Source organism: Variovorax sp. YR266 (assembly GCF_900107295.1).
GTDB lineage: Bacteria > Pseudomonadota > Gammaproteobacteria > Burkholderiales > Burkholderiaceae_C > Variovorax.
This window is the reverse complement of sequence record NZ_FNPM01000002.1, coordinates 182,089-208,717: the sequence shown is the minus strand read 5'-3', so window position 1 is coordinate 208,717 and position 26,629 is coordinate 182,089. Positions and strand designations below refer to the sequence as shown.

Here is a 26,629-nt window from a genome sequence, read left to right as displayed (position 1 = left end):
TCCGTCGGCCATGCATCGCAAAACCAGGAGTCGACCCGCATGACAAATACATCCCCCTCCGAAACCTTGTCGGCCGCACAGCAGGCCATCGTGCCGATCGCGGCTTTCGCAGCCTCCGGCGACATTGCCAAATTGAACGCAGCACTGAACGAGGGGCTGGACGCCGGTCTGACCGTCAGCGATGCCAGGGAAGTGCTGGTGCAGCTCTATGCCTATGCCGGCTTTCCGCGCAGCCTCAATGCGCTCACGGAACTGATGAAGGTCGTGGAGGCGCGCAAGCAGCGCGGCGTGAAGGATGCGCCGGGCCACGCGCCTGTCCGCCCGATTTCGAAGGGCGATGCCCTGCTGGCCGCGGGAACCGCGAACCAGACCAAGCTGTCGGGTGCGCCGGTGCAGGGGCCGCTGTTCGACTTCGCGCCCGTGGCGAACGAATACCTCCGCACCCATCTGTTCGGCGACATCTTCGAGCGCGACAACCTCGACTGGCAAAGCCGCGAGGTCGCCACGGTCAGCATGCTGGCCGCGCTCGCGGGCGTCGAGTCGCAGTTGCAGGCGCACATCCGCATCAGCATGAACGTCGGCCTGTCGGCGCAGCAACTGCAGCAACTCGGGCAGCTGCTGGCCGATCGCGTGGATGCCGCCAGCGCCCGGCGTGCGCGCGAGGCGCTGGCGCGGCACCTGGCGACGCAGCCCGCGGGTTGAAGTGATTGGAAGGAGTCCACACATGGCTGACCCCCGCGATGTCCTGATCAATCCGGTGACCACGGTCAGCTTGGCTCGTCCTCCTCTGTGTCTTGCTCCAGCTTTTGCCGCAGCGACGCCATGATCGTTTGCATCGTCTTGATGTCGTTCACGGCAATCCCGTCCGAGAGGCTGTTGATCCATGGGGCCTGCAATGCCATTGCGTCAGCGTAGACCTGCCTTCCCTTGTCGGTCAGGATCACGAGCTGCGCCCGCCGGTGGTGAGGATTGGCCTCGAATGCGACTAGCTCTTCCTTTTCGAGGTCGTTGACGATCCGCTGCACGTTTTGCCGATTGGCACCCAGGTTGCGGGCGAGCCATGCCACCGGCTGCGGGTGTTCGCCCTTGAAGATGGTGCCGAGGATCTGCCAGCGGGCGCTCGTGAGGCCGAGCGGCGCGACCAGCCGGTCGCCAGCTGTCAGCAGGCGGCTGTTGAGCCTGAACAGCTCGAGCATCAAGCTGCTCATCGCTTCTCCTGCAGGGGTTCGCTTCGTTCTTGCCATATGTCTCCATCAAGCCTCATTGACACCATGATGTCATTTTGGCATCATTTGATCGTATCAGAGCGGCGCCGAGAGCCATCGAGGGCGATGGACCCGGCGTTCTCGTTTCAAAGGACCAGAGCATGACATTGCGCGACCACACGATCCTCGTTACCGGGGGCTCCAGCGGCATCGGATTCGCGCTTGCGCAAGGACTGCTTGCGCGCGGCAATCGCGTCATCGTCTGCGGCCGGGGCGAAGAGGCACTGGCTCACGCGCAGGCGACCGAGCCGGCGCTGATCACGCGAGTCTGCGATGTCACCAACGCCGAAAGCAGAAGGGCGCTGGTCGAGTGGATCGCAGCCGAGCATCCGGACCTCAGCGTCGTCTTCAACAATGCCGGCGTTCAATCGCGCCGCAGCTTCACCGGCGATCACGCGCTGGACGGCCTGGAGCAGGAAGTCGCGATCAACTTCACCGCGCCGGTGCAGCTCATCGGAGAGCTCCTGCCGCTGTTGCGCAGGCAAGAGCGGGCTGTCATCGTCAACGTCACGTCCGGACTGGCCTTTGCGCCGATGGCCGATGTGCCCGTGTACTGCGCCACCAAGGCTGCACTTCATTCGTTCACGCTAAGCTTGCGGCATCAACTTCGCCACACCGCGGTCAAGGTGGTGGAGTTGGCGCCTCCCATCGTCGACACCGCGCTGGGTGGCGATACCCGCAGCGACGGCACGAAGAGCGCCGGAATGATGAGCCCGGAAGCGTTCGCAACCGAAGCGTTGACGCTCCTCGATGAGGGCCGCGACGAAGTGCTGATCGGGCAGGCGATCGGTACGCGCCAGCACGGCGAGGCGCTGTTCCAGCGCATGAATGGCAGCTGAGCCTATCCGGCTTTCCGCATCGCTGCCGATGAATCGCATTCTCCTGGTCGAGGACCATGAACGGCTGGCCCAGCCCACATGCAGCGGACTCGAAGCGAGCAGGCATTGCAGCCGATGTGTAGACATCAATGATGGGATACGACAACAGTGCGGCGGATTCTGCGTGCACAATTTAACATAATGCACATTGTGTACAGAATGGAGAACTCAACAAGCGACCACCAACCGCTGTCTTAGCGCTTCGGCGCGCGCCCAGAGCCTCTGCCTTCGTAATTCACACCCTTCGTCTGTTTGATCTCGATCTTCTTTGCATCCAGACAAGGCTCATTCGAGTAAACGACCTTGCCACCCTGAACGCACTTGTAGATCGCGTGCTGTGCCATCGCGCCGGATGCAAGGCCCATCATCGTCAAGCCGACCGCCAACTTGGCGCCTGCCTGTCTCACCATTTGCCGTCCTTGGGTATTGCCTTGGGCGCATTGGCCCGTGCCGCCGCAGCCGCGGTGATCATCGCCGCGGTGTCCGATCGGTTCACCTTGTTCGCGAAGTCGACGGCCGTCATGCCCAGCTGGTTCTTCATCGTCGTATCGGCGCCCTCGGCCAGCAGCAGCTTCACCGCTTCGCTCGAACCGTACATCGCCGCCATCATCAGCGGCGTGGTGCCATTGGGCGATTGCGCGTCTATGAAAGCGTAGTTGTCGAGCAGCACCTTCATGATGGTCAACTGGCCGCTGGTGGCTGCGTAATGCAGCGGCGTCCAGCCCGTCTTGTTGACCGCGGCATCGCGCTTCAGCAGTTGCGTGACCAGGTCCTGCTGGCCCTTGATCGCGGCCAGCATCAACGGGGTTTCATCCTTGGCGTTGGCCAGATCCACGTTGGTCTGCGGCGACTCGATCAGCACCTGGATGACTTTCGGCGACGGCTCGCGCAGTGCGATCAGCAAGCCGGTCTGGCCGTGTTCGTCACGCGTGTTCGGGTCGAACCCGCGCTGCAGCAGGCTGCGCACGCTGCTGGCGTTGTCGCCGCGCACGGCCCGGAAGAAATCCTCGAACGAGCCTGCGTGCGCTGCAAAAGATGCAGCAATGACAACGAGATAAATCGACTTCTTAATGTAGTTTTTCATGATTTGACGTCCCTGAACAATGTTTCGAAGTTGTCGCTCGTCGCCTTGGCGATGGCCTCTACGGGCACTTTTCGCAGCTCGGCGATCTGTTGCGCCACGAATGGCACATACGACGGATTGTTGGTCTTGCCGCGGTACGGCACGGGCGCGAGATAAGGGCTGTCCGTCTCGATCAGCATGCGATCCAGCGGTACGAAAGCGGCCACGTCGCGCAAGTCCTGGGCCTTCTTGAAGGTCAGGATGCCGGAGAACGAGATGTAGAAACCCAGGTCGAGCGCCGCGCGTGCCACCTCAGCGGTTTCGGTGAAGCAATGGAACACGCCGCCGGCCGCGTTGCCGCCGCCGTCCTCGCCCTCCTCCTTCAGGATCGCCACCGTGTCGGCCGAGGCCTCGCGGGTGTGGATCACCAAGGGCTTGCGGGTCTGCTGCGCGGCGCGGATGTGCACGCGAAAACGGTCGCGCTGCCATTCCATGTCGGCAATACTGCGGCCTCCCTTGCGTTCTTCCATCTGGTAGTAGTCGAGGCCGGTCTCGCCGATGGCAACCACGCGCGGCCGGGCTGAAAGCCGTACCAGGTCTTCGACGCTGGGTTCGGCGATGTCCTCGTTGTCGGGGTGCACGCCCACGCTGGCCCAGAAGTTGTCGTAGCTGGCAGCAAGGGCCTGCACTTCATCGAACTCTTCGAGCTTGGTGCAGATGCAAAGCGCCCGGTCAACCTGCGCAGCGGCCATGGCGGCGCGGATCTGCGGCATCTGGCCCGCGAATTCGGGAAACGTGAGGTGGCAGTGAGAGTCTGTAAACATGGCGCTGATTGTCGGGCCCATGCCAGAAATACCGCGAACACCGGCTTTGCCGGGTCGCAATGGGGAAGCCGATCAGATAGTTTGCGTGGGGCGGTCGGACGCCATCGAGCCACCCAATGCTGCCTCGATGCGCGCCTTCAACTGGCGCGACTTTTCGTCGGACGGAAAACGAATGCCCACGCCAGGCGCCCGGTTGCCAGCCGCACGCGACGGCGTGATCCAGGCGACCTTGCCGGCCACCGGATAGCGCTGCGGGTCTTCCGGCAGTGTCAAAAGCACGTAGACGTCGTCGCCGAGCCGGTATTCGCGGGTGGTCGGAATGAAGATGCCGCCCTCCGCGAACAGCGGAATGTAGGCCGCGTACAGCGCACCCTTTTCCTTGATGGCGAGCTGGATGACGCTCGGCCGGGCGGGCGTGGCGTTGGCGGCGGGGGCTGTGGGTTGATTCATGGGCGACGAGCGGCAGAGTTTAGGGTGGTTCGCGCTTCGCTCACAAGCGCTTCCAGCATGAGGCCCGCATTGAACGGGTGTTCCGCGGTTCTTGCGGCGCTTGCAAGCGACTTCGACCAGCGCGCCAGCGCCAGCCGGGACGGGGCCGCAGGCAAATCGGCAGCATCGAAAAACCGGGGTTCGGCACCGTTGCCGACAGCCATCAGGTCGTGGCAAAGCTTCTGCAGCGCACCGACGGCCTGCGCTGGCGCGTGATCGGCCAGAGCACCCACGTCGCCGCGCGTCATCGCCTTGGGAAGCAAGGCCCATGCCTTGGGTGACTGGCCCGAGCGCGCAAGCCGCAAGGCGTCGCTCGGCCGGCCGCCGGCAGCGCGCAGCAGGGCGGCCGCATCGGCGGCGGGCACGTCTTGCGCGGCCAGCCAGGCTTCGGCCTCGGCGGTCTCGGGCCATGGCAGCGTGAAGCCCAGGCAGCGGCTGCGGATGGTCGGCAGCAGTTGCCACGCAGCCTCGCTGGCGAGTACGAAGCGCACATCGCCGACCGGCTCCTCGAGCGTCTTCAACAGCGCATTCGCGGTGATCGTGTTCATGCGCTCGGCCGGATACACCAGCACCACCTTGCCGCGGCCGCGCGCGCTGGTGCGCTGGGCGAAGCCGACCGCATCGCGCATCGCCTCGACGCGGATTTCGCGGCTGGCCTTGCGCTTCTTGTCGTCGATGTCGGCCTGAGCCTTCTCGTCGAGCGGCCAGTTCAGCTCCTGCATGGCGACTTCGGGCATCAGCACGCACAGGTCGGCGTGGGTGCGGACCTCGATGGCATGGCAGCTGGCACAGTGGCCGCAGGCGGTGCCCTCCTCGGTCGGCTGCTCGCACAGCCACGCGGACGCGAGCGCCAGCGCCAGTTCGTACTGGCCGATGCCGGAGGGGCCTTGCAGCAGCCAGGCATGGCCGCGCTGGCGCAGCAGTTCCGCGAGCGGCCGGCGCAGCCAGGGAGTCAGTGCCGGAGCGCTCATCGAGTGACACCACCGTTCAGCACACCACGCGCCACCAACGCCGTTTCAACCTGCTGCCAGACCTGGTCGCGAGACTGGCTGGCGTCGATGCGCACGAAGCGCTTCGCATCGGCGGCCGCACGGGCCGCGTAGCCCTGGGCGACGCGGCTGAAAAACTCGACAGGCTGGGCTTCGAACTTGTCGGGCACGCGAGCACCGGCCAATCGTTGCGCCGCGATCTCGGGCGCAAGGTCGAACCACAGCGTGATGTGCGGCTGGAGCAATGTCGCCCTGCCCGCCTCCGACTGCACCCACTGCTCGAGCGTCGACAGCACGGCTTCATCGAAGCCGCGTCCCGCGCCCTGATAGGCGAAGGTCGCATCGGTGAACCGGTCGCACAGCACCACATCGCCACGCACCAGTGCCGGCTCGATGACCTGCACGATGTGATCGCGCCGCGCCGCGAACACCAGCAGCGATTCGGTCAGCGGGTCCATCGGCTTTTCGAGAATCAGCCCACGCAGCGTCTCGGCCAGAGGCGTGCCGCCGGGCTCGCGCGTACGCACGACTTCACGGCCCTGCGCCCTGAACAGCGCTTCCAGCGCATCGAGATGGCTCGACTTGCCGGCGCCATCGATGCCTTCCAGCGTCAGAAACAGACCGTTGTCACTCATTGGGTCGCCTTCGGTTTGTTGGGACTGCCGCCGCCGCGCTGATATTGGTTGACCGCGCGGTTGTGGTCGTCGAGCGAACTGCTGAACTGGCTGGTGCCGTCGCCGCGCGACACGAAGTACAGCGACTTGCTCTGCGCCGGCTGCACCGCCGCCAGCAGCGCGGCCTTGCCAGGCATGGCAATCGGCGTGGGCGGCAGCCCGCCGCGGGTGTAGGTGTTCCAGGGCGTATCGGTCTGCAGGTCTTTCTTGCGCAGGTTGCCTTCAAAGGCCGTGCCCATGCCGTAGATCACCGTCGGGTCGGTCTGCAACGGCATGCCGATGCGCAAACGGTTGGTGAAGACGGCCGCGATTTCCGCGCGGTCATTGGCCTTGCCTGTCTCCTTTTCGACAATGCTGGCCAAAATAAGCGCCTCATCGGCCGATTTCAACGGCAGATCGGAGGCGCGGGCGGCCCAGGCGGCTTCGAGCTTCTTGTCCATGGCCCGCATCGCGCGCTGCAGCAGGGCGATGTCGGTCGAGCCCTTCGAGTAGGTGTACGTGTCCGGGAAGAAGCGCCCTTCCGGGTGCATGCCCGGCTTGCCGAGCTTGGCCATCAGCGCCTCGTCGGTCAGGCCCACGCTGTCGGGCTTGAGCTGGTCGGCCTTGGCGAGCGCGGCGCGCACCTGGCGGATGTTCCAGCCCTCGACCAGCACAAGGCTGCGAGTGGCCTCCTCGCCGCGCACCAGGATGTTGAGCAGCAGCTTGGGCGTAATGCCGCGCTCCAGCTCGTAGCTGCCGGCGCGCATCTGGCGGTCTTGCCCCGAAACGCGGAACCACAGGTAGAGCAGCTGCGGCTGCACGTCGACGCCCGTGTCGGCCACGGCCTGCGCAATGCCGCGCGGAGTGGTGCCGGGCTCGACCGACAGATCGACGGTGGGCGCGGGCAGCTTGAGCGGCTGGTGCACCCACCAGAGGCCAGCGCCGCCGAGCGCAAGCGCAATCAGGGCGGCGAGCAGGAAAAGCGTGAGGAAGAAGCTGCGCACGGATCCGATGTGGGGATGACGGGAAAAAGCCGGAGGAGGAGATGAAAAAACCGGTGGCCTTGCAGGTTGCAGGGTGGGAGCCCCTGCCGACCCGAAGGAACAGGCACGGCCATGATAATTCAGCGATGACCACTGTCGCTCTCAATGGCGTGACCGCCCTCTCCCACCTTGGTGTGATCCGTGCAGAGGGCCCCGATGCCGCCAGCTTCCTGCACGGCCAGCTGACACAAGACTTCTCGCTGCAAGGCGCCTCCGACGCCCGCCTGGCCGCGCTGTGCACTGCCAAGGGCCGTGTGATCGCAAGTTTCATCGGCATCAAGCCGCAACCCGAACTGATCTTGCTGGTGTGCAGCCGCGACATCCTGGCCGCCACGCTCAAGCGCCTGTCGATGTTCGTACTGCGCGCCAAGGTCAAGCTGACCGACGCCACCGAACAATTTGCGCTGTACGGCCTGGCCGGCACGGCATTGACTGGCAACGGCCTTGACGCCACCGCGCTGCCCGGCAAGCGCACGGCAGTCGGCGACGAGGTCAGTGCCGTGTCGCTGTACCCCGCCGACGGCGTCCCGCGCGCGCTCTGGATCGCGCCGGCCGGCCATGCCGCCCCCGTGGGCCCGGCGGTCGACGCCAGCCTGTGGCAATGGAGCGAAGTCCGCAGCGGCATCGTGACGTTGACCACGCCGGTCATCGAAGCCTTCGTGCCGCAGATGATCAACTACGAATCGGTCGGCGGCGTGAACTTCAAGAAGGGCTGCTACCCCGGCCAGGAAGTGGTCGCGCGCAGCCAGTTCCGCGGCACGCTCAAGCGCCGCACCTACCTCGTGCAGGCCGATGCCCCCGTGTCCGCCGGGCAGGAAGTGTTCGCCGCGGGCGACGCCGATCAGCCCGTGGGTACCGTGGCGCAAGCTGCGCCGGCTCCCGATGGCGGCTGGTCCGCGCTGATCTCCATGCAGATCGCCGCGCTCGAAGCCGGTGGCTTGCGCGTCGGATCGGCCGATGGCGCAGCCCTCACCGTCGAGCCGCTGCCCTACCCCTTGCTCGAAGACATCTGAGCCCCTTACCCCCAACGCCCTTGAAGAAAAGGGGCGCTCGGCGCTATCGAACAGATAGCGCCATTTTTTTGCGCGTCGTTTAACCCTGCCGCCGATGCTGCGCCGTAGAAGCCTGCACCGATCAACTCCTGGCAAGGAAGACACACCATGAAGCGCAGATTCTTCTCCACCGCCCTGGCCCTGAGCGCCGTGGCTTCGTTCTCGGCCTGCGCGCAGAGCCCAGAGCGGTCTTACGCTCCGCCCACGCCGTCCAGCCGCATCGGCTCGCTGATGCAGATCAGCGTGGTCGACCGCGGCACCGGCGCGGAACTGCCGATCTACCGCCACCGCGGCGAATACTGGGTGGCCGGCCGTCCCGGCGCGCGCTACGCCATCCGGGCGCGCAACGCGATGGGCGAACGCATCATGGCCGTGATGTCGGTGGACGGCGTCAACGTCGTTACCGGCGAAACCGCGGGCGTCGGGCAGAACGGCTATGTGTTCAGCGCAAGCGAGCGCAGCGACATCACAGGCTGGCGCAAGAGCGACTCGCAGATCGCGGCCTTCGAATTCGCCGCGGCCAGCAACTCCTACGCAAGCCGCACCGGCCGGCCCGACGACGTGGGCGTGATCGGCGTCGCAATGTTCCGCGAGCGCATGCCCGAGCCGCTTCCGCCCCCCATCACGCCATACCCGCGCCGCGACGAATACGGCGAACGCGAGCGCCGCAGCGAGTCATCGTCGTCGTACCAAAGCGATGCGCGTGCGAAGGCCGGCTCGGCAGACAGCGCACCCGCTGCGGAGGCATCCGCCTCGGGCAGCATGGCTCGCCAGGCAGCCCCAAGCCCGAGCCTGGGCACCGCCCACGGCCGCCGCGAGACCTCGTACGTGGGCAAGACCACCTTCGAGCGCGCGCAGTCCTCGCCCGACGAGGTGGTGCGCATCCGCTACGACAGCCGCGAGAACCTCGTCGCCGCGGGCGTGATTCCGGTGCCGCCTCCGCCGCGCTGGCCGCGTCCCGCGGGCCCATCGCCGTTCCCGGGTTCGGACCCGGGCTACGTGCCGGACCCACCCAGCCGCTATTGAAGCTATTGAGAAGAAGAAAGAAGAGACCGACGCATCTCGATATGCGGGATGCCGGCCTCTTCGAAGCCATCGCCATGCGGCACATAGCCCAGCCGCGCATAGAAGCGCTCGGCGCTGCGCTGCGCGTTCAGCGCCACCACGCTATCGCCGCGGGCCCTGGCGGCCTCTTCGAGCACCTGCATCACGGCAGCGCCGTGCCCACCGCTGCGCAGATTGCGATGCACCGCCATGCGCCCGATGTGCGAGACGCCGTTCTCGGCCGGCAGCAACCGGCCCGTGGCAATGACCTGCCCGATGCGGTTGCGCGCCACCGCGTGCAGCACCACGGCATCGTGCTCGTCCCACTCCATCGCTTCGGGAATGTTCTGCTCCTCGATGAACACCGCGCGCCGCAAAGCGCTCGCGCCTTCGCCCAGCGTGGCCCAGTCGCCCGTCTCGACGGTGCTCATGCGCTCGCCGGCCTCATAGCCGGTCAGCACCTCGCGCAGCGGCGCCGGCACCGGCTTCGAGGTCTGCGTGGCCGGGTCGGCAAACACGTAGACCAGTTCGCAGCCCACCAGGAACTGGTCCTGCCGGAACAGCCCGCCCTCGAACACCATCGACGAATTGCCGATGCGCGTGCAGCGCATGCCCACGTCGAGCACGTCGTCCATACGGGCCGAGGCCCGAAAGTCGATCGTGGCCTTGCGCACGTAGAGGTCGCCGCCGAGCGCGTGCATCGCCTCTTCGTACGGCAGTGCCAGCGCGCGCCAGTAGTCCGCGATGGCGGTGTCGAAGTACATCAGGTAGTGCGCGTTGAAGACGATCTTCTGCATGTCGACTTCGGCCCAGCGCACGCGCAGGCGGTGGAAGAAACGGAAATCCTTGCGTTGGGTAGCTGTTGTGTCGCTCATGGTGTCAGTGCTTCTTTGAGTGCCCGGGCCGCATCCTCCTGCGCCTGCAGCGCCTCGGGAATAGCGCGCCCCATCTTGATGAATTCGTGGATCACGCCCCGGTAGATTTCCAGGTCGACCGCCACGCCCGCAGCGCGCAGCTTGTCGGCATAGGCAATGCCGTCATCAACCACCGGGTCGCATTCGGCCAGACCGATCCAGGCCGGCGCCACGCCGTCGACGTCGTCGGCCAGCAGCGGTGCAAAGCGCCAGTCGTCGCGGTCGGCCGGCGTGCGCACGTATTGCGCGAAGAAGAAATCGATCATCGCCTTGGTCAACAGCGGGCCGTTGACGTGGCGCTGGTGCGAGGCCGTGTCCTGATGGGCCGTCATGCCGGGGTAGATCAGCATCTGCAGCGCGAGCGGCAGGCCGGCATCTCGCGCAAGGATCGCGCAGACGGCCGCGAGCGTGCCGCCAGCGCTGTCGCCGCCTACCGCCAGGCGCCGCGTGTCGACATCGACGCGTCTACCCTCGTGGGCCAGGAAGGCGAAGGCGTCCCATGCATCGTTCGACGCCGTCGGAAACTTGTGCACGGGCGCGAGCCGGTAGTCCACCGACACCACCGCGCATCCGCTCTTGGCGCTCAGCACGCGGCACAGCGTGTCGTGCGTGCGGATATTGCCGACGGTGAAGCCGCCGCCATGAAAGTACATCAGCGCGGGCAGCACATCGGTGGACGGCGCATACAACCGTGCCGGGATGGCGAAGTCGTCGCGCGCGGGAATGGTGAAGTCTTCCACCCGCGCCAGTTCGGGCTTGGGCACTTCGAGCACGCCCGCGCCCTTTTCGTAGGAAGCCTTGGCCTCCTCGGGCGTGAGCTGGTCGAGCGTGGGGTGGCCGGCGCGCGCCATGCGCTCGACAACGCTGGCCATCTTCGGGGTAAGTCGTATGGCGGGAGGTGTTCCCGGCGCGACAGCGGCAAGGGTTTCTTTCGTGTGCAAGACTGATCGCTCTTGTTAGATTTGGCTGGTCGGCAATCGTACTGCCCCGGACTCCCGGAGGCCTTCATCCCCATGGCACTCATCCAATACCTCACCCAGATCCAGTTCGAGTTCGGCGCGATCAAGCTGTTGTCCAGCGAATGCGCGCGCATCGGCATCAACCGCCCGCTGATCGTGACCGATGCAGGCGTACGCGCAGCCGGCGTGCTGCAGAAGGCGCTCGACGCCATCGCTGATCTCGAGGTTTCGGTTTTCGACCAGACGCCTTCCAACCCCACCGAAGCCGCGGTGCGTGCGGCCGTCGAGCTGTATCGCAGCGGCCGTTGCGACGGCCTTATCGCCGTGGGCGGCGGCTCCGCCATCGACTGTGCCAAGGGCGTCGCCATTGCGGCCACGCATGAGGGCCCGCTCAAGACCTACGCGACCATCGAGGGCGGCTCGCCGAAGATCACCGATCGCGCGGTGCCGCTGATTGCGGTGCCCACCACCAGCGGTACCGGCAGCGAGGTGGCTCGCGGTGCCATCGTCATCGTCGACGACCATCGCAAGCTCGGCTTTCACAGCTGGTTCCTGATGCCCAAGGCCGCGATCTGCGACCCCGAGCTCACGCTGGGCCTGCCGCCCAGGCTCACGGCCGCCACCGGCATGGATGCCATTGCGCACTGCATGGAGACCTTCATGTCGGCCGCGTTCAATCCGCCGGCCGACGGCATCGGCCTCGACGGGCTCGAGCGCGCCTGGGGCCACATCGAGCGCGCAACAAAAGACGGCAGCGACCGCGAGGCGCGCCTGAATCTCATGAGCGCCTCGATGCAGGGCGCCATGGCCTTCCAGAAGGGCCTGGGCTGCGTGCATTCGCTGAGCCACAGCCTGGGCGGCGTCGATCCACGCCTGCACCATGGCACGCTCAACGCCCTCTTCCTGCCCGCGGTGATCCACTTCAATTCGGGCGCGGAATCGGTGCAGAAAGAGCAGCGCCTGCAGCGCATGGCGCAGGCCATGCACCTCGATTCGGCCGGTGATCTCGGCGACGCGATCCGCGACATGAACGCACGCCTCGGCCTGCCCAAGGGCCTGGCTGAGGTGGGCGTAACGCCCGCGCTGTTCGAGAAGATCATCGACGGCGCAATGGCCGACCACTGCCACAAGACCAACCCGCGCCTGGCCACGCGCGACGACTACAAGGCCATGCTCGAAGCCTCGATGTAAGGGCTTCTTCTACGCGTTGTTTCAGAGGAGAAAGGCGCCCTTCTGCGCCCCTCGCGTCATTTATGTGACATAAGGAATTTCTAGACTGTCACCGAAGGTTTCTCAGCCGCAGAAGCCCAAGGGTCAGGGAAGTTCCGAATGCCGCGTACCGTCCAAGTCCACACCGTCCTGAGCGCCGAGCAGCTCAAGTTCCGCTCCATGCGGGGACAGGAAGGCCTCTCGCAACTCTTCGAGTTCGAAGTGGACATGGTCAGCACCAGCTTCAGCCTCGACCTGAAGCAACTGCTCGGCACTTCGCTCACGCTGGAACTCGCCGACGAAGGCGCGCCGCGTTTTCTCAACGGCACCGTGGTGCGCTTCGAGCTGGTGGGCCGCGCCAACGAAACCGGCCGCCACTACATCTACCGCGCGCTCGTGCAGCCCTGGCTGTGGTACCTCACGCGCACCACCGACTGCCGCATCTTCCAGAACAAGAGCGTGCCCGAGGTGCTCGACGAGGTGCTGGGCAAGTACGGCTTCCAGTTCGAGAAGCGCCTCACAGGCAGCTACTCCGCCCAGGAGTACTGCGTGCAGTATCAGGAAAGCGACTTCGCCTTCGTGAGCCGCCTCATGGAGCACGAAGGCATCGCCTACCACTTCGAGCACAGCAACGGATCGCACCTGCTGGTGCTGGCCGACGATGCAGGCGGCTACAAGCCGCTGCCCGGCCACGCCAGCATTACCTACCGCCCGCGCGACCGCGTGCTCAATGCGATGGAGCCCTGCATCGACCAGTGGCGCGTGTCCGAGCAGATCACCTCCGGCCGCGTGATGCTCGACGACTTCGACTTCAAGAAGTCGCGCGCCTCGCTGCAAAGCGTGCAACAAGACCCGAAGGCCCACGAGCATTCGACCTACGAGGTCTATGAATGGCTCGGCGGCTACAGCGAGCACCAGCAGGGCGACGCCTACGCAAAGATCCGCCTGCAGGAGCTGCAGTGCGCGCACGAGCTGGCATCGGGTCACACCAACGTGGTCGGCATGGCGCCGGGCTACCTGTTCGAGATGACGCACTGCCCGCGCGAATCGGACAACCGCGAATACCTCGTCACCGAAACCCGCTACGACCTGCAGGAGCCCGAATACTCCACGGGCGGCAGCACCGAATCGGTGTGCGAATTCGACTTCACCGTGCTGCCCTCGACCGTGGCCTATCGCCCCGCGCGCAACACGCCGCGCCCGCGCACCAACGGCCCGCAGACCGCCACCGTGGTCGGCCCCGAAGAAATCTGGACCGACCGCTTCGGCCGCGTGAAGCTGCAGTTCCGCTGGGACCGCTATGGCCAGTCCGACGAAAACAGCTCCTGCTGGGTGCGGGTGTCGAGCAACTGGGCCGGCGCCAACTACGGCACCATGCACATGCCGCGCGTGGGCCAGGAAGTGATCGTCGATTTCATCGGTGGCGAGCCCGACCGCCCCATCATCACCGGCCGCGTCTACAACAGCGACCAGATGCCGCCATGGGAGCTGCCCGCCAACGCCACGGCCAGCGGCATCCTCACGCGCTCCAGCACCGGCGGCGCGGCCAACCAGGCCAACATGCTGCGCTTCGAAGACCGCACGGGCGCCGAGCAGATCCTGCTGCACGCCGAGCGCAATCTCGATGTGGAAGTGGAAGCCGACGAGACGCGCGACGTGGGCGGCAACCGCACCTCCGTCATCCACGTCAACGAAAAGCTCGACGTCATCGGCACACGCACCACCACCATCACCGACAAGGAAACCGCCACCTACAACGGCGGCGAAGAACGGCTGGTGAACAGCGGCGGCGTCGAGACCATCAACGGCGGGCAGACCCGCACGGTCAACGGCGGCGAAAACGAGACCATTCACAGCGGCGAGACGCGCACCGTGACGGGTGGCCGCACCGAGACGATTTCCGGCGGAGAAACCCGCAGCATCACCGGCGGCCAGAGCGAAACCATTGCGGGCGGCGAGACCCGCACCACCACCGGCGGCGCAACGTGGACCATCACCGGCGGCCTCACGGCCACGGTGGACGGCGCGGAGATGCTCACCACCAAGGGGCCACGCACGGAGAACATCACAGCAGGCGAGACCCGCAACATCACCGGCACTGTCACCGAAAACGTCAGCGTCGAGATCATCGTGAACGCGCCGAAGGTCACCTTCAACGTGCCCCAACACACCATCAGCTCCTCCCAGGAGAACAACTGGCGGATCGCGCGCGCCAGCGGCTGCGTCTTCCGCTTCGGCGCGGTGGCAACCTCCTTCGACGTCTGGGGCGCAAGAGCGCAGATCTACGCTGCCCTCAACCTGCAGCTGGCAACCGTGAAGATCGACATCTCGGCCTTCAAGAACAAGGACAACGGGCTCAGCCTCGAAGCCTCGGGCGCCAACGTGAAGGCCGCTGGCGCCAAGATCCGCAGCGGCGGGCTGGCGATCCAGGCCAAGGTCATGAGCATCTTCAGCTAGCGCCCATGCAATTCTGGTTGCCCCTGATTTCTGGTGTTCTGATCGTTGTCTTCCTGGTGTTCGTGGTCGTGCACACGGTGCGCAACAACAGGCCGTATCGCGAGGAAGCGCAGCGCTATGAGCGCCTGGTGAAGCAAGGCCAGCCCGCCAGCGCCCAGGTGCTTGCCCTGCGGGAGCTAGCACAGGGCACCTACGACAACGACGTCGAACTGCGCGTGCGCACCGCCGAGCTGGCTGGCCGTCCACCGCTCGAGCAGATGTTCAAGACCCGCATCGCGCGCGAGCTGGTGGTCAATTTCATGCCCGGCCAGACGATTCATGTGCTGATCGACCCGGCCGATTCGACGGCCGTGGCCATCGACCGCCGCCAGTCGACCACGACCATTCCCCGCTGATCCCGAGCGCATTCCCTGTTTCATGAAAGTCATCAAGCCTCTCCGGCTCAGCGTATTGAGCCGCCCGTTTCCATGGCAGCGACGCCAGCGCCTGGGGCTGACAGTGGTCGCCATGACAGGTATGGATGGCGTGCCCATGCTCTACCCGGACGCCGAGCTCTGGCCCTTGGTGGCCGAGGAAATCGGCGAGCAGGGTGTGCTCGATCTCGGCATGCCCAAGCGCAGCGCAGAGTTTTTGGTCACCGGCCACGCCTACACCGCGCACCAGCAGATCCGCAACCAGTGCCTGGTGAAGATGCGCGTCGGCACGCTCGAAAAAACCCTGCGCGTCTCGGGCGACCGCTACTGGCTCGACAAGCGCGCCACGCCGCCGCAAGACTTCGAGCGCATGCCGCTCGACTGGCAGCACGCCTACGGCGGCGCCTCGTTTGCGGACAACCCACTCGGCATCGGCGCCGCGGAAGAGATGGTCAACGGCGTGCGCACGCGCCGGCTGCCGAACGTCGAGTCTGCAGATGCACCTATCCAGCGTGTCGACCAGCAGCCCTCCCCCGCCGGCTTCGGTGCGATCGACGTGATGTGGCCCCGGCGCTTTGCCCGCATCGGCAAGGAATACGACGCCCAATGGGCCAAGGAAGACTTTCCGGCCTTCTCCGGCGACATGGACTGGCACCTCTTCAACGCGGCGCCCGAAGACCAGTGGTGGCGCGATGCCGATCGCATTCCCGATGCCGCGCCTTACGAAATCTGGAACATGCACCCGCACAAGCCCTATCAGGCAGGCCGCCTGCCGGACTGGCGCGCGCGCTGCTTCCTGACGCTGGCTTCCGAGGCCGGCGAGACCACCTTCACCGACGTGCCGATGCGGATGACGACCGCCTGGTTCTTCCCGCACCGCGAGCGCATCGTGCTGATCTACCACGGTGTGGCGGACATCCGCGAAGACGACGCAGCCGACGTCATTCACCTGATGCCAGCGCTCGAAGAAGCCGGCGCCGAAGCCCTTCCGGCCAGCTATTACCAGGGCATCCTGCATCGACGACTGGATCCGGAAAGCGGCGCGCTCTACAGCTTTCGCGATCGGGAACTGGTTCCCGCAGCGGCCATTGCCCCCTGGCTCGACACCGTATCGCTGAAAGACCGGCCACTCGGCCCATTGGCCCGTAATGCGCACAAGCACGGCGAGTGGATGCGCGAGCAGATGCGCCAGCAGATGATCGGCGACGGCCAGGACCCCGCGCGCTACTTTCCGCCCCAGGACCCGGCCGACGACCTGCCCACGCTGGACACCCTGCCCGAATTCGTCGCGCGCACCAAGCGCATGCAGGAAGAAGCCAGGCAGAAGCTGCATACGCAGCAGCAGGAGCTGAGCGAGACACTTCGCACGCGCGCCGCCGAAGCCGGCCCGACGGAGCCGGACCTGAGCCCATTGCTGGCGCTGACCGAAGGCCGCGAGCGCTCCGGGCTCAAGGGGCCTCCCGCCGCGGCGATGGCGCCGCATCTCCAGAGCATGGCCGCGGCCATGTCGGAAATGCCGGGCTCGCGTGCAGCGGACATGGCCCCCGTCGCCGAGCTCCTGGGCCGCGGCGAATTGATTGCCGCGGCGCAACGCAAGATGTACCTGAGCAGCGCCCACCACCAGGACGCCGCCGACCCGATGACACCGGCACGCGCCGCCGAGGTGCGCGAGCAGGTAACGGCGCTGCTCGCCGGCAGCCGCGATTTTTCGGACATGGATCTGACCGGCGCCGACCTCTCGGGCATGGACCTGCGTGGCGCCCGCTTCTGCGGGGCACAGCTGGAAAGCGCCAACCTGCGCGGCGCGCAACTCGACAACGCCGACTTTTCCCGTGCCGTGCTCGCCCGTGCCTGCCTCGACGGTGCTTCGCTGCGCGGCACGCGGCTGGACAACGCCAACCTGGGTTTCGCTCAATGCAGGCAGACCGTGTTCGCAGGCGCCCATCTGCGCAACACGGTGCTGGAAAACATCCTCTGCGAAGACTGCGACTTCAGCGCTTCGCAATGGGAAGACAACACAGTCATCGAGGCCGCATTCGTGCGCTGCCGCTTTCACGGTGCCAGCCTCAAGGTGGTCATGTTTCTCGAGAAGGTACGGCTGGAGCAGCTCGACTTCGAAGAGGCCGTGTTGTTCAAGCTGCATCTCGTGAGCTGCAAGCCCGGCGCAGTCAGCTTCGTGGCAGCCCGACTCGAGAGCAGCGTGTTCGTCGACGTGCAGGCCGATGGGCAGATGGATTTCACGCGTGCGAGCCTGCGCACCACCTGCGTCGTCGGCACCAGCAGTTTTCGCGAGGCGAAGTTCCAGGGCGCGCACCTGCGCGAATGCAGCCTGCGCGAGGTCGCCCTGTCGCAAGCCGATTTCAGCGATGCGCGGCTGGAGAACAGCGACCTCTCCGCATGCGACTTGTCTCGGGCCGATCTCTCTCGCGCCAATGCACGCGACTCACGCTTCGTGCGCACCGACCTGCGGCATGCCAGCCTGCTGAACGCCGACCTGATCGACGCGAGCTTTCAGAAGGCCGACCTGCGCGGCAGCGACCTGCGCGGCGCCAACCTCTTTCGCGCCGACGTGTCCCAGAGCCTCATGGACGACACCACGCTGCTCGACGGCGCCTACACGCACCTGGCCAAGGTCTACCCTGCGCGCCAGGAAGCCGCGGCCGCATGACGCCGCACCGAATGCAATCTATGGTGCAGCGCGGCGAACCGATCAGGGAGCGAAGCTGCAGAGGCTGGCGCCTCGACGGAATGGATCTCTCCGGCGGTGTGTTCCTGGAAGTCGACTTCGACGGTGTGAGCTGCATCGGCACGCACTTCGAAGAAGCCCAGTTCGATCGTTGCACGCTCAACGGCGTGCAGCTGAATGATGCACAGCTCAAGAAAGCCGCCTTCTCGCAATGCGCGCTTCCATCGGCGAACCTGACAGGTGCCGTGCTGGACGATGCGGTGTTTCATCGTTGCCAGTTGCCAGGCAGCGACTTTTCGCAGGCCAGCGTGGCAGACACCAAGTTCATGGAAAGTGCCCTTTCACGCAGCCGCTTTGCAGCCGGCCTGCTGGACCGGACCTTGTTCTTCAAGTCGCCGCTGGATGGTGCCGACCTATCGCAGGCACAGCTTGACCGGGCCGTGTTCTATCAGGTCGACCTGCGCGAGACCGCGCTGGCGGGGGCACGCTTCGAGCGCGTCGTCTTCGTCGAGTCGCGCCTTGCCGGGCACGACTTTTCGAACCACCACTTCCAGCTGTGCCAGTTCACCGACGCTGATCTCGAAGGCTGCAACTTCGAGGGCGCCCACATGGCGCAGTGCAACTTCAAGGGCGCCGTGCTGCGCGATGCGGTGCTGCGCAACGTTCATGCACCGCAGGCGCTGTTTCCCGAAGCCGACCTGAGTCGGGTCGTTGCACGCGGCGCGCATTTCGACCAGAGCCTGTGGATCGACGCGAAGCTCGCGGCTGCCGATTTCGGCGAGGCCAGCATGCAGCAGTGCATCTTCCATCGGGCCGATTGCACCGGCACCAGCTTTGCCGGCGCGGACCTCACCTACGCGGATTTTTCCGGGGCTGCACTGGAAGGCGCGAACTTCGATGCCCGGCTCTTCCGCACCCAGTTGCATGGCGCACGCGACGTTCCCTCTGCCTTGCGCGGCCATGCCGGCGTGCTGCCCAACGACCCCGACCTGTTCGAGGCGGAACGCTGGTCCGCGCAGCGGAATGCATCTTCCATCCCATTCACGAAAGGCGAAACCCCATGAACATCGCAGCATTGCGCAGTCCCCAGGCCGGCACGGACGACGCGCCCGTGCAGCGCCTGGGCAAGGTGGTCGAGCACCTGTCCGAAGGATCGCTGTACCGCGTGGAATGCGACGACGGTGCCTGGCAATGCCGCCGCGCCGCCAGCTGCCTCCTGCGCCCCGAACTCGGCGACACGGTGCTGATTGCCGGGCCCGACCGCTACCACGTGTACCTGATCGCCGTGATCGACCAGGCCGACGACACCACCGCGCACATCGAGACGAAAGGCCATCTCACGCTGGCCACGCCCGCGGGCGGTGTGCGCATCGAGAGCAGCGAAGCCATCCGGCTGCAATCCGCCAAGGCGGTGGAAGTCAGCAGCGAGCGTTTCGCCCTGATCGCGACCGAAGCCGACTGCAAGGTAGACCGGCTGAACTACGTCGGCAACGCCGTCAAGGCCATGGCCGCAAGTATTCATGTCGTCGGCCGGCTGTGCGAGACCGTGATGGACCGCCTGGTGCACATCAGCCGCACAGCCTTTCGCATGACCGAGCAGACGGAGCAGGTGCGTTGCGGCCAGCTCGACTACGAAGCCGCCGACCTTGCCCGCATTCACGCAACGCAGACGGTGGTCACGGCGCAGGCGGTCGTGAAGGTCGACGCCAAGCAGATCCACATGGGCTGAGCCCGGAAACACAAGGAGTCGACAGCATGTTTGCCAACTGCCAGATGATGGGCATGGACCTGGCCTTTCCCGACGTGTGCAAGACGCCGCCGGCCATTCCCATCCCCTACCCCAACTTCGCGCTCGGCCCGACCGCGATTCCCAATGCGTGGAACATCCTCTTCATGTTCGCGCCGGCGCACAACCTGGCGACCGTCACGCCGCTCACCAACGGCGACAACCCCGGCGTGACGCTGGGTGTGATCTCGCCTTCGGTGATGGGGCCTTCGCGCCACATCACCGGCTCGTTCACCGTGCTGCTGAAGGGCAGCCCGGCCACGCGCATGACGAGCCTCTCGGTACAGAACCGCAGCAACGCGCTGGGCATGCGCATCGTGCCGAGCCAGTGCAAGGTGCTGATGCTCGCGGCCTGAGGCCGTTCGTTACTCCGCCTTCACCCCCGCAGTGCGGATGACCTTGCCCCACTTGGCGGTTTCCGCGGTGATGAAGGCGTCGAATTCCTCGGGCGTGCTGCCCGCCGGAATGGTGCCCATCGCGTCGAGCTTCGCGCGCGTCTCGTCGCTCCTGATGATGCGCGCCACCTCCTCCGACATACGCTTGACTACATCGCGCGGCGTAGCGGCCGGTGCAAGCATGCCGGCCCAGGTGCTGCCGGTGAAGCCCGCGAAGCCCTGCTCGATGAAGGTCGGCACCTCGGGCGCCGCCGCCAGTCGCTTGTCGCCCGCCACACCAATCAGCCGCACCTTGCCGGCCTTGGCCTGGTTGATGAGCCCCGTGGGCGCGTCGAAGAAAAGCTGGATCTGCCCGCCCATCAGGTCGGTCAGCGCCGGCACCGCGCCCCGGTACGGGATGTGGATCATGAAAGTCTGCGTCAGCGACTTCCATAGCTCGGTGGTGAGGTGCGCGGCCGAGCCGTTGCCCGATGAGCCGAAGCTCACCTTGCCCGGGTTGGCGCGCGCATAGTCGATGAGCTCGCGCGCGGTCTTGAAAGGCGCATCGACATTCACCGCGGCCAGCAGCGGCGACACACCCATCAGCGACACGCCCGTCAAATCCTTTCGCGGGTCGTAGGGCAGCTTGGGGTACAGCGTGGTGTTGGCCGCGTAGGCGGCGATGACGACGCCGAAGGTCGTGCCGTCGGGCGCCGCCTTGGCGATGGCATCGACGCCTATCAGGCTGTTGGCGCCGGGCTTGTTGTCGATCAGCACCGGCTGACCGAGCTTCGTCTGCAGCCCGATCTGCACCAGCCGCGCCATCTGGTCGGTGAATCCGCCGGGCGTGTAGGGCACGACGATGCGGATCGGCTTGGTCGGCCATGCGCTCTGCGCGAACGATGGCAAGGCGAGGCTTGCGGCGGCGGTAGCGAGCGTGAACTGGCGGCGAGACAGCGTAGCGTGGGGCATGGTGGCGGCGTTGCTTTGGAATGAATGGACCGGGCCATTCTCGAAGCGCCGCACGCCGGCACGGTCAGGGTTTGCCCGGCGAGCGGGTCAGCGCCCTTCGACGTACGCGAGGATCGCGGACAGCCACGACGCAATCAGCACCAGCCAGACCCACACGAAAACCGCCGTGAGCTTGCGCTGCCACGCAGGCGTCTCGCGCAGGTCGCGCGTCACCAGCGTGAGCAGCGCCTGGCCGCCGTTCAGCAACGGCAGCGGCAGCAGGTTCACGGCCGCCAGCTTCGCGGCGAGCATCCCGAGCAGCGGCAGGAACGTGTGCTGCCCGGCAAAGTCCCGTGCACCTCCCACCAGTTGCCGCCCAGTGGTCAGCGGATCGAGCGCGCCCGTCAGGAACTGTGCGAAGCCATGAACCAGACTCGGCACCGCGGCCCCCTGACGCAACACCAGCGCGACAACGATGAGCGCAGCCACGCCCGCCAGCGGAATCAGCACCTGCACCGCGCGTGGCTTGTGATTGAAGGCGTCATCGAAGTAGCCGGGCGGTTTGTCGAGCGGCACACCCTCCTCCCGCGTGTCCTTGAACTGGACGCTGCCGCCCAGCGGCACCGCGTGCAGATGAAAGATGCCGAGCGACAGCAGCCGCGGGCCGAAGCCCAGCGACACCTTGCGCACGGCGATGCCCCACCAGCGCCCCAACGCCGCCATCGCGAAGAGATGAATGCAGACCAGCAGCGCAATGGCGGCGATGAACTTCAGGAAGATGAGCATTTTTTCCAGGTGCCTGCCGTCGCGATCCGACAGCGTGAGGAATCAATTCGTATCCGATTGTTAAACTATTTCGAGCCGTTGCCCGAGAGCCCGTGTCTGCATCCGAAATGCAGGTACAGCCCGGGGCGGCTCATCAAAAAGCAGCAAAACAGTTCACGGGAGCGAGGACATGATCGTTGGCATTGATCTGGGCACCACCAACAGCCTGGTCGCGGCATGGCGGGACGGGCAATCGGCGCTGATCCCCAACGGGTTGGGCGACACGCTGACGCCTTCGTGCGTGAGCCTCGATGAAGATGGCACCGTGCTGGTCGGGCGCGCCGCACGCGACCGGTTGCAGACCCATCCCGACCGCACGGCCGCAGTATTCAAGCGCTACATGGGCAGCGACAAGACCCTGCGGCTCGGCAACCGCGATTTCCGCCCCGAGGAACTGTCGGCGCTGGTGCTCAAGGCGCTGAAGGCCGACGCCGAAGCGGCATTGGGCGAGACAGTCACCGAAGCCGTCATCACCGTGCCGGCCTATTTCTCCGACGCCCAGCGCAAGGCCACGCGCACTGCGGGCCAGATGGCCGGCCTGCGCGTTGATCGCCTGCTGAACGAGCCCACCGCTGCTGCGCTTGCCTACGGCATGCATCACATGGGCGCGGAAACCCGCTTCCTGGTGTTCGACCTCGGCGGCGGCACCTTCGACGTGTCGATCCTTGAAATGTTCGAGGGCGTGATGGAGGTGCGCGCATCAGCCGGCGACAACTTCCTGGGTGGTGAAGACTTCGTCCTGGTGCTGATCGACCTGTTCTTCGAACGGCGCAAGCTCTCGTCCTCGCTGCGCAAGGACGCGCATTTCATGCAACAGCTGACAAGTGCGGCCGAAGCCGCCAAGCGTGCGCTGAGCACACAGCCCAAGGCCACCCTGTCGGTCTGGCAAGGCGGTACGCAGCACACGCTCGAACTCGACGAAAGCACGCTCGAACAAGCCTGCGCCACGCTGCTCAAGCGGTTGCGCACTCCGGTCGAACGCGCGCTGCGCGATGCCAACCTGCGCAGCGGGCAACTCGACAACATCGTGCTCGCGGGCGGCGCCACGCGCATGCCGATCGTGCGCCGGCTTGTCACCACGATGTTCGGCCGCTTCCCTTCGATCGACTTCAACCCCGACGAAGTGGTGGCGCTCGGCGCCGCTGTGCAAGCGGGGCTGAAAGCCAAGGACGCGGCGCTGAAGGAAGTGGTGATGACCGACGTGTCGCCCTACTCGCTCGGCGTCGAGGTCAGCATGCGAATCTCCGAGACCACCTCTTCGCCGGGGCACTTCGATCCGATCATCGAGCGCAACAGCCCGGTGCCCATCAGCCGCGTCAAGACCTACTTTCCGACCAGCAAGGGCCAGATGCTGGTCGACCTGAACATCTTCCAGGGCGAGGCGCGCATGGTGCGCGACAACATCCACCTGGGGCAGCTGCGCGTCGAGCTGCCGGGCATCGCCGCCGAAGAGTCGGGCGTGGACGTGCGCTTCACCTACGACGTCAACGGCCTGCTGCAGGTCGAGGCGACGGTGCAGAAGACGCAGCACAAGTCGAGCGTGCTCATCGAGGGCAACCCGGGCCTGCTGTCGGAAAGCGAAATTGCCGAACGCCTGTTAGCGCTCGACGAGCTGAAGATCCACCCGCGCGACACGCTCGAAAACCGCACGCTGCTGGCGCGTGCCGAACGGCTCTACCAGCAGTTGCGCGGCGACGTGCGTGCCTGGCTTGGCGCGCAGATCCGCGAGTTCGAACGCGTGCTGGCTTCGCAGGACAAGCGCGTCATCGCACCGGCCCAGCGCCAGTTGGAGACACAGCTCAATCACATCGAGCGCGAGGGCTTCATCCTCGGCGACGACTGACGCACGCCTGCTGGCCGAGGCCCCATGACCAGTTCCGTGCCGTTTCTCCGGTACCTGGATCTCGACGAAGACGCGGACGAGCGCGCCGTGCGCCGCGCCTATGCTCAGCGCCTGAAGGCCGTCGACCAGGAAGCCGACCCCGCGGGTTTCCAGGCCCTGCGCGAGGCCTACGAGACCTCGATGCGGTGGCTTCAATGGCGCTTGCAACAGCAGACGGAAGACCACGAGCAGCCTGAACCCGCCCCCGCACCCTTGCCCGCACCGGAGCCCGAGGCGGTCGCGGCAACCGAGCCCATCGCGACGTCACACGATCCGCGCGCGATGGCCGAGGTCTTGCGCGCAGAACTGGCGCAGGCCCTGCACGAGCAGCACTTCACCAAGCCCGCACAAGTGCGCGAGTGCCTGCAGCAGGCGCTCGACGATCCGCGCCTCATCGACATGGACGCGCGCTTTTTCTTCGAGTGGGGCGTCACGGCCATCCTCGCGTCGGGCTGGCAGCCGGGGCACGAACTGCTGTTCGAAATGGCCGTCGAAACCTTCGACTGGCGCCACGACAGGGCGCGGCTGCTGTCGCTGGGCCGCGAGGGGCAGGTCGTGGACAGCGCGATCGTCGAACTCGAAGCCTTTGGCAGCCGCCAGGCGCCGATCTACAACGGCGCGTCGCGCGAGCAACTGATCCAGCGGCTGCGCGAGAGCGAGCGGCCGGACGACCAGGTGCTGGCCGTGTGCCTGCCCGCGGTCGAGCACATGGTGTCGTTGTATCCGCACTGGCTGCACATCGTGACCAACACACGCAACCTCGAGCGCTGGCGCGAATGGGCGCGGGAGGCTGCCAGTCCGGCACGACGACGGCCGGCTGCACCTTCGAAGCCCGAACCGCTGGGCCGCAAGATCGCCTTGGCCATGTTGTTCATCGTCGGGCTATGCGTTCTGTTGTGGTGGACCGCACCGGACGACAAACCTGCCGCCACAGTTGCACAGGCGCATGCCCGAGGGGCGTCCGAAATACCAGGAGAGCCGCCACCAAAGTTCGCCGATGAAGGCACGGTCGGCTCACCAGCCATCTACCTCACGCCCCCCCGGATCCTCTACCCCGCTCAGGCCAAGCGCGAAGGGCAGCAGGGACAAGTGATCGTCGGCGTGCTCGTTCGCAAGAACGGCGATATCGGCGAAGTGCGCGTCGTACAGGGGTCTGGGCATGCGCTGCTCGACGAGGCCGCAGTGCGCGGCATGCGCACGGCCAGCTTCCAGCCGGCCCGGATCGAGGGCCAGAACGTGGATGCCTGGTTCAAGGCACCAGTCAATTTCCGGCTTGGCTCATGAGCACTCAATCGTTTCCCTTCCTGCAGCACCTCGGGCTCGATGACGAGGCGGACGAGCGCGCCATACGCCGGGCCTACGCCCAGCGCCTGAAGCAGATCGACCAGGAGGCCGACCCCGAGGCCTTCCAGGCACTGCGCGAAGCCTACGAGACCGCGATGGGCTGGGCGAACTACATGCAGCAGCGTGCGCAGGCCGCCGCGCAGGAAGCACCGGAGGCGGTGGCGCCGCAGCCGCAGCAAGGCCCCGCGCCGGAGGCGCCACCCGACCGCAAGGACGACGAAGCAGCCTCCCGCGCCCGGCTGGCCGACTCCGAAACGCTCGCCCGCGCTGTGCTGGGCGAACTGCAGGAGCGCCTGGAAGTCCGCCCGCCCACCGACCTCGCCGAAGGCCGCCAGCTTCTCGAACGCATGCTCGACGACCCGCGGCTGCTCGACCTGGACGCACAGTTCCTCTTCGAATGGGGCCTGGCAACGATCCTCGCGCGAGGCTGGAAGCCCGGCCACGAGTTTCTGTTTGGCCCGGCCATGACGTGCTTCAAGTGGCGCGAGGACGGCAGCCGACTGCTGCGGCTGGGGCCCGCGGGGCAGTTCATCGACGTGGCCATCCGCGAACTGGAGATGTACGACCGCCAACTCGACACACATCGCACACCGCAGCGCGAGCTGATCCGCCGCCTGCGCCACGCCCGCCGCCCGAGCGACCGCGTGCTGATCCAGGACCTGCCGCTGGCCGAGCAGTTGAACGCCACCTGGCCGAACTGGCTGCACGTGGTCACCAACACGCAGAACCTCGTGAAATGGCGGGAGTGGGATGCCGAGGTGCCCAAGTGGCGCCGGGCCGTTACCGGCAAGCCGCATGGCACGGTAGCAAAAGCCCGGTCCAAACCCTCCGGCGACAAGGGCTCCAACAATGTCGCCGGCTTCCTGTTTCTCGCGTTCCTTGTGCTCGGGAGCCTGGGCAGGATGCTGTCGTCGAGCAACGATCCCTACATACCGCCCGCTGCGAGCTTTCCGCGCCTGGCCGGCTCTGGCTACAGCCAGCCGGCTCCCTTGCATGTGCCTTCGATCACCCCGGCGGCGCCGCTCACCGCGCCAAGGCCGCCTCCTCCAGCGGTGCCCGCACCCGCCGTAGCCCAGTTCGACGTGGCGAAGAAGACCGTGGCCAGCTTGACCAAGGGCAAAGTAGACGCGAAGAAATGCGCGGACACGGCGGAGATCCTTGGCTATCACGGCCGGGAACACGACAAAGGCAGCTTCGGGCCGGCCTTCGACCGGCTGGTGCTGGACTGCCTCGTCAAGCAGCTGTGGCGGCCGCCGGTGCCGCTTGCGGCTGTGGACGTTTCGCTCAAGCGCAATCAGCAACGGACCAAGGCGCTCATGGACAAGGAGCTTGCAACGATCCGGGGCAGTGCCTGGACCTCGCCGCCAATCGCATGGCGGGCGGACGCACCACCATCACCTCCTCCACCGCCCCCGCCGCAGCCCAAGCCCGTACCGCCGGCTCCGCGCGTGGTGGACGACACCAGCGTCTGGCTGACACCGGGCTCGCCGCTGTCGAACGGTTCGCCGTCCAGGCAGCCTTAGGCGGCA

General features: G+C 66.2%; 26 protein-coding genes. 14 read left to right on the top strand and 12 right to left on the bottom strand.

What is annotated here, in order from left to right; translation table 11 throughout:
• The first annotated feature begins 39 nt into the window (after nt 1-39).
• Nucleotides 40-702, top strand: a complete 663-nt coding sequence (locus BLW48_RS06510; RefSeq protein ID WP_093173519.1) for a carboxymuconolactone decarboxylase family protein — start codon at nt 40-42, stop codon at nt 700-702.
• A gap of 65 nt (nt 703-767) precedes the next feature.
• On the opposite strand, the gene BLW48_RS06505 is transcribed toward BLW48_RS06510, so the two are convergent.
• Nucleotides 768-1,208 (bottom strand): MarR family winged helix-turn-helix transcriptional regulator, encoded by a 441-nt coding sequence (locus BLW48_RS06505; RefSeq protein ID WP_256330717.1) that lies wholly within the window; start codon nt 1,206-1,208, stop codon nt 768-770.
• A gap of 158 nt (nt 1,209-1,366) precedes the next feature.
• Between BLW48_RS06505 and BLW48_RS06500 the strand changes: the two genes are divergently transcribed.
• Complete coding sequence (locus tag BLW48_RS06500) at nt 1,367-2,104, top strand: SDR family oxidoreductase (RefSeq protein ID WP_093173515.1); 738 nt, start codon at nt 1,367-1,369, stop codon at nt 2,102-2,104.
• A 233-nt stretch (nt 2,105-2,337) separates the two neighbouring features.
• Here BLW48_RS06500 and BLW48_RS06495 read toward each other — a convergent pair whose 3' ends face one another.
• The 7 genes from BLW48_RS06495 to mltG form a co-directional block, all read right to left on the bottom strand.
• Complete coding sequence (locus BLW48_RS06495; protein WP_143047728.1) at nt 2,338-2,553, bottom strand: DUF4124 domain-containing protein; 216 nt, start codon at nt 2,551-2,553, stop codon at nt 2,338-2,340.
• Nucleotides 2,547-3,227, bottom strand: coding sequence for an ankyrin repeat domain-containing protein (locus tag BLW48_RS06490; protein WP_093173513.1), 681 nt, complete (start codon nt 3,225-3,227; stop codon nt 2,547-2,549). The genes BLW48_RS06495 and BLW48_RS06490 overlap by 7 nt, the downstream gene beginning before the upstream one ends.
• Nucleotides 3,224-4,030 (bottom strand): TatD family hydrolase, encoded by an 807-nt coding sequence (locus BLW48_RS06485; RefSeq protein ID WP_093174146.1) that lies wholly within the window; start codon nt 4,028-4,030, stop codon nt 3,224-3,226. The genes BLW48_RS06490 and BLW48_RS06485 overlap by 4 nt, the downstream gene beginning before the upstream one ends.
• A 72-nt stretch (nt 4,031-4,102) precedes the next feature.
• Complete coding sequence (locus BLW48_RS06480) at nt 4,103-4,480, bottom strand: PilZ domain-containing protein (RefSeq protein WP_093056792.1); 378 nt, start codon at nt 4,478-4,480, stop codon at nt 4,103-4,105.
• Nucleotides 4,477-5,490, bottom strand: coding sequence for a DNA polymerase III subunit delta' (locus tag BLW48_RS06475; protein ID WP_093056793.1), 1,014 nt, complete (start codon nt 5,488-5,490; stop codon nt 4,477-4,479). The genes BLW48_RS06480 and BLW48_RS06475 overlap by 4 nt, the downstream gene beginning before the upstream one ends.
• Nucleotides 5,487-6,143, bottom strand: a complete 657-nt coding sequence (gene tmk / locus BLW48_RS06470; protein ID WP_093173511.1) for a dTMP kinase — start codon at nt 6,141-6,143, stop codon at nt 5,487-5,489. Before tmk ends, BLW48_RS06475 begins: the two co-directional genes overlap by 4 nt.
• Nucleotides 6,140-7,165 carry an endolytic transglycosylase MltG gene (mltG, locus tag BLW48_RS06465; RefSeq protein ID WP_093173509.1) on the bottom strand — a complete coding sequence of 342 codons (1,026 nt, stop codon included), beginning with the start codon at nt 7,163-7,165 and terminating at the stop codon, nt 6,140-6,142. The genes tmk and mltG overlap by 4 nt, the downstream gene beginning before the upstream one ends.
• A 53-nt stretch (nt 7,166-7,218) precedes the next feature.
• Here mltG and BLW48_RS06460 point away from each other — a divergent pair, with 53 nt between their 5' ends.
• Together BLW48_RS06460 and BLW48_RS06455 are read left to right on the top strand one after the other, a co-directional pair.
• Complete coding sequence (locus BLW48_RS06460; protein ID WP_256330738.1) at nt 7,219-8,217, top strand: CAF17-like 4Fe-4S cluster assembly/insertion protein YgfZ; 999 nt, start codon at nt 7,219-7,221, stop codon at nt 8,215-8,217.
• Between the two features lie 147 nt (nt 8,218-8,364).
• The gene (locus BLW48_RS06455) at nt 8,365-9,282 is read left to right on the top strand and encodes a hypothetical protein (protein ID WP_093173505.1); all 918 of its coding nucleotides are present in this window, start codon (nt 8,365-8,367) and stop codon (nt 9,280-9,282) included.
• Nucleotides 9,283-9,284: 2 nt separating this feature from the next.
• On the opposite strand, the gene BLW48_RS06450 is transcribed toward BLW48_RS06455, so the two are convergent.
• Nucleotides 9,285-10,175, bottom strand: coding sequence for a YbgC/FadM family acyl-CoA thioesterase (locus tag BLW48_RS06450; RefSeq protein WP_093173503.1), 891 nt, complete (start codon nt 10,173-10,175; stop codon nt 9,285-9,287).
• Nucleotides 10,172-11,086, bottom strand: a complete 915-nt coding sequence (locus BLW48_RS06445) for an alpha/beta hydrolase (protein ID WP_177142283.1) — start codon at nt 11,084-11,086, stop codon at nt 10,172-10,174. Before BLW48_RS06445 ends, BLW48_RS06450 begins: the two co-directional genes overlap by 4 nt.
• Before the next feature lie 141 nt (nt 11,087-11,227).
• On the opposite strand from BLW48_RS06445, the gene BLW48_RS06440 reads away from it, so the two are divergent.
• The 7 genes from BLW48_RS06440 to BLW48_RS06410 all read left to right on the top strand — a co-directional run bounded on the left by BLW48_RS06440 (nt 11,228) and on the right by BLW48_RS06410 (nt 20,080).
• Nucleotides 11,228-12,364: an iron-containing alcohol dehydrogenase gene (locus BLW48_RS06440; protein ID WP_093074169.1), complete on the top strand. Its 1,137-nt coding sequence runs from the start codon at nt 11,228-11,230 to the stop codon at nt 12,362-12,364.
• Between the two features lie 138 nt (nt 12,365-12,502).
• Nucleotides 12,503-14,839 (top strand): type VI secretion system Vgr family protein, encoded by a 2,337-nt coding sequence (locus tag BLW48_RS06435; protein WP_093173499.1) that lies wholly within the window; start codon nt 12,503-12,505, stop codon nt 14,837-14,839.
• Nucleotides 14,840-14,844: 5 nt separating this feature from the next.
• A complete protein-coding gene (locus BLW48_RS06430; RefSeq protein ID WP_093173497.1) occupies nt 14,845-15,234 on the top strand; it encodes a hypothetical protein in 390 nt (129 codons plus the stop codon).
• 22 nt (nt 15,235-15,256) lie between these two features.
• Entirely contained in the window at nt 15,257-17,920 is a 2,664-nt protein-coding gene (locus BLW48_RS06425) for a DUF2169 family type VI secretion system accessory protein (RefSeq protein ID WP_093173495.1), read from the top strand.
• A gap of 80 nt (nt 17,921-18,000) precedes the next feature.
• Nucleotides 18,001-19,002: a pentapeptide repeat-containing protein gene (locus BLW48_RS06420; protein ID WP_177142282.1), complete on the top strand. Its 1,002-nt coding sequence runs from the start codon at nt 18,001-18,003 to the stop codon at nt 19,000-19,002.
• Nucleotides 18,999-19,667, top strand: a complete 669-nt coding sequence (locus BLW48_RS06415) for a DUF3540 domain-containing protein (protein WP_093173491.1) — start codon at nt 18,999-19,001, stop codon at nt 19,665-19,667. Before BLW48_RS06420 ends, BLW48_RS06415 begins: the two co-directional genes overlap by 4 nt.
• A 26-nt stretch (nt 19,668-19,693) precedes the next feature.
• Nucleotides 19,694-20,080: a DUF4150 domain-containing protein gene (locus tag BLW48_RS06410; protein WP_093056806.1), complete on the top strand. Its 387-nt coding sequence runs from the start codon at nt 19,694-19,696 to the stop codon at nt 20,078-20,080.
• 9 nt (nt 20,081-20,089) lie between these two features.
• Here BLW48_RS06410 and BLW48_RS06405 read toward each other — a convergent pair whose 3' ends face one another.
• Both BLW48_RS06405 and BLW48_RS06400 read right to left on the bottom strand, forming a co-directional pair.
• Nucleotides 20,090-21,070, bottom strand: coding sequence for a tripartite tricarboxylate transporter substrate binding protein (locus BLW48_RS06405; protein ID WP_093173489.1), 981 nt, complete (start codon nt 21,068-21,070; stop codon nt 20,090-20,092).
• A gap of 87 nt (nt 21,071-21,157) precedes the next feature.
• Nucleotides 21,158-21,835: a site-2 protease family protein gene (locus tag BLW48_RS06400; protein WP_093173487.1), complete on the bottom strand. Its 678-nt coding sequence runs from the start codon at nt 21,833-21,835 to the stop codon at nt 21,158-21,160.
• A 169-nt stretch (nt 21,836-22,004) separates the two neighbouring features.
• On the opposite strand from BLW48_RS06400, the gene BLW48_RS06395 reads away from it, so the two are divergent.
• From BLW48_RS06395 to BLW48_RS06385, 3 genes are read left to right on the top strand one after another with little or no spacing between them, the layout of a single operon-like run.
• Complete coding sequence (locus BLW48_RS06395; RefSeq protein ID WP_093173485.1) at nt 22,005-23,717, top strand: Hsp70 family protein; 1,713 nt, start codon at nt 22,005-22,007, stop codon at nt 23,715-23,717.
• A gap of 24 nt (nt 23,718-23,741) precedes the next feature.
• Nucleotides 23,742-25,040, top strand: a complete 1,299-nt coding sequence (locus BLW48_RS06390) for an energy transducer TonB (protein WP_093173483.1) — start codon at nt 23,742-23,744, stop codon at nt 25,038-25,040.
• Entirely contained in the window at nt 25,037-26,623 is a 1,587-nt protein-coding gene (locus tag BLW48_RS06385; RefSeq protein WP_093173481.1) for a J domain-containing protein, read from the top strand. Before BLW48_RS06390 ends, BLW48_RS06385 begins: the two co-directional genes overlap by 4 nt.
• Nucleotides 26,624-26,629: the final 6 nt, after the last annotated feature.

What these genes read in the sequence shown, in the direction of transcription:
- BLW48_RS06425 (WP_093173495.1), top strand. Translation starts at nt 15,257, where the DNA reads ATGAAAGTCATCAAGCCTCTCCGGCTCAGCGTATTGAGCCGCCCGTTT.
- BLW48_RS06510 (WP_093173519.1), top strand. Translation starts at nt 40, where the DNA reads ATGACAAATACATCCCCCTCCGAAACCTTGTCGGCCGCACAGCAGGCC.
- BLW48_RS06410 (WP_093056806.1), top strand. Translation starts at nt 19,694, where the DNA reads ATGTTTGCCAACTGCCAGATGATGGGCATGGACCTGGCCTTTCCCGAC.
- BLW48_RS06490 (WP_093173513.1), bottom strand. Translation starts at nt 3,227, where the DNA reads ATGAAAAACTACATTAAGAAGTCGATTTATCTCGTTGTCATTGCTGCA.
- BLW48_RS06495 (WP_143047728.1), bottom strand. Translation starts at nt 2,553, where the DNA reads ATGGTGAGACAGGCAGGCGCCAAGTTGGCGGTCGGCTTGACGATGATG.
- BLW48_RS06395 (WP_093173485.1), top strand. Translation starts at nt 22,005, where the DNA reads ATGATCGTTGGCATTGATCTGGGCACCACCAACAGCCTGGTCGCGGCA.
- BLW48_RS06440 (WP_093074169.1), top strand. Translation starts at nt 11,228, where the DNA reads ATGGCACTCATCCAATACCTCACCCAGATCCAGTTCGAGTTCGGCGCG.
- BLW48_RS06435 (WP_093173499.1), top strand. Translation starts at nt 12,503, where the DNA reads ATGCCGCGTACCGTCCAAGTCCACACCGTCCTGAGCGCCGAGCAGCTC.
- BLW48_RS06485 (WP_093174146.1), bottom strand. Translation starts at nt 4,030, where the DNA reads ATGTTTACAGACTCTCACTGCCACCTCACGTTTCCCGAATTCGCGGGC.
- BLW48_RS06385 (WP_093173481.1), top strand. Translation starts at nt 25,037, where the DNA reads ATGAGCACTCAATCGTTTCCCTTCCTGCAGCACCTCGGGCTCGATGAC.
- BLW48_RS06400 (WP_093173487.1), bottom strand. Translation starts at nt 21,835, where the DNA reads ATGCTCATCTTCCTGAAGTTCATCGCCGCCATTGCGCTGCTGGTCTGC.
- BLW48_RS06500 (WP_093173515.1), top strand. Translation starts at nt 1,367, where the DNA reads ATGACATTGCGCGACCACACGATCCTCGTTACCGGGGGCTCCAGCGGC.
- BLW48_RS06445 (WP_177142283.1), bottom strand. Translation starts at nt 11,086, where the DNA reads ATGGCCAGCGTTGTCGAGCGCATGGCGCGCGCCGGCCACCCCACGCTC.
- BLW48_RS06455 (WP_093173505.1), top strand. Translation starts at nt 8,365, where the DNA reads ATGAAGCGCAGATTCTTCTCCACCGCCCTGGCCCTGAGCGCCGTGGCT.
- BLW48_RS06480 (WP_093056792.1), bottom strand. Translation starts at nt 4,480, where the DNA reads ATGAATCAACCCACAGCCCCCGCCGCCAACGCCACGCCCGCCCGGCCG.
- BLW48_RS06405 (WP_093173489.1), bottom strand. Translation starts at nt 21,070, where the DNA reads ATGCCCCACGCTACGCTGTCTCGCCGCCAGTTCACGCTCGCTACCGCC.
- BLW48_RS06475 (WP_093056793.1), bottom strand. Translation starts at nt 5,490, where the DNA reads ATGAGCGCTCCGGCACTGACTCCCTGGCTGCGCCGGCCGCTCGCGGAA.
- BLW48_RS06450 (WP_093173503.1), bottom strand. Translation starts at nt 10,175, where the DNA reads ATGAGCGACACAACAGCTACCCAACGCAAGGATTTCCGTTTCTTCCAC.
- BLW48_RS06415 (WP_093173491.1), top strand. Translation starts at nt 18,999, where the DNA reads ATGAACATCGCAGCATTGCGCAGTCCCCAGGCCGGCACGGACGACGCG.
- tmk (WP_093173511.1), bottom strand. Translation starts at nt 6,143, where the DNA reads ATGAGTGACAACGGTCTGTTTCTGACGCTGGAAGGCATCGATGGCGCC.
- BLW48_RS06430 (WP_093173497.1), top strand. Translation starts at nt 14,845, where the DNA reads ATGCAATTCTGGTTGCCCCTGATTTCTGGTGTTCTGATCGTTGTCTTC.
- BLW48_RS06390 (WP_093173483.1), top strand. Translation starts at nt 23,742, where the DNA reads ATGACCAGTTCCGTGCCGTTTCTCCGGTACCTGGATCTCGACGAAGAC.
- BLW48_RS06505 (WP_256330717.1), bottom strand. Translation starts at nt 1,208, where the DNA reads ATGAGCAGCTTGATGCTCGAGCTGTTCAGGCTCAACAGCCGCCTGCTG.
- BLW48_RS06420 (WP_177142282.1), top strand. Translation starts at nt 18,001, where the DNA reads ATGGATCTCTCCGGCGGTGTGTTCCTGGAAGTCGACTTCGACGGTGTG.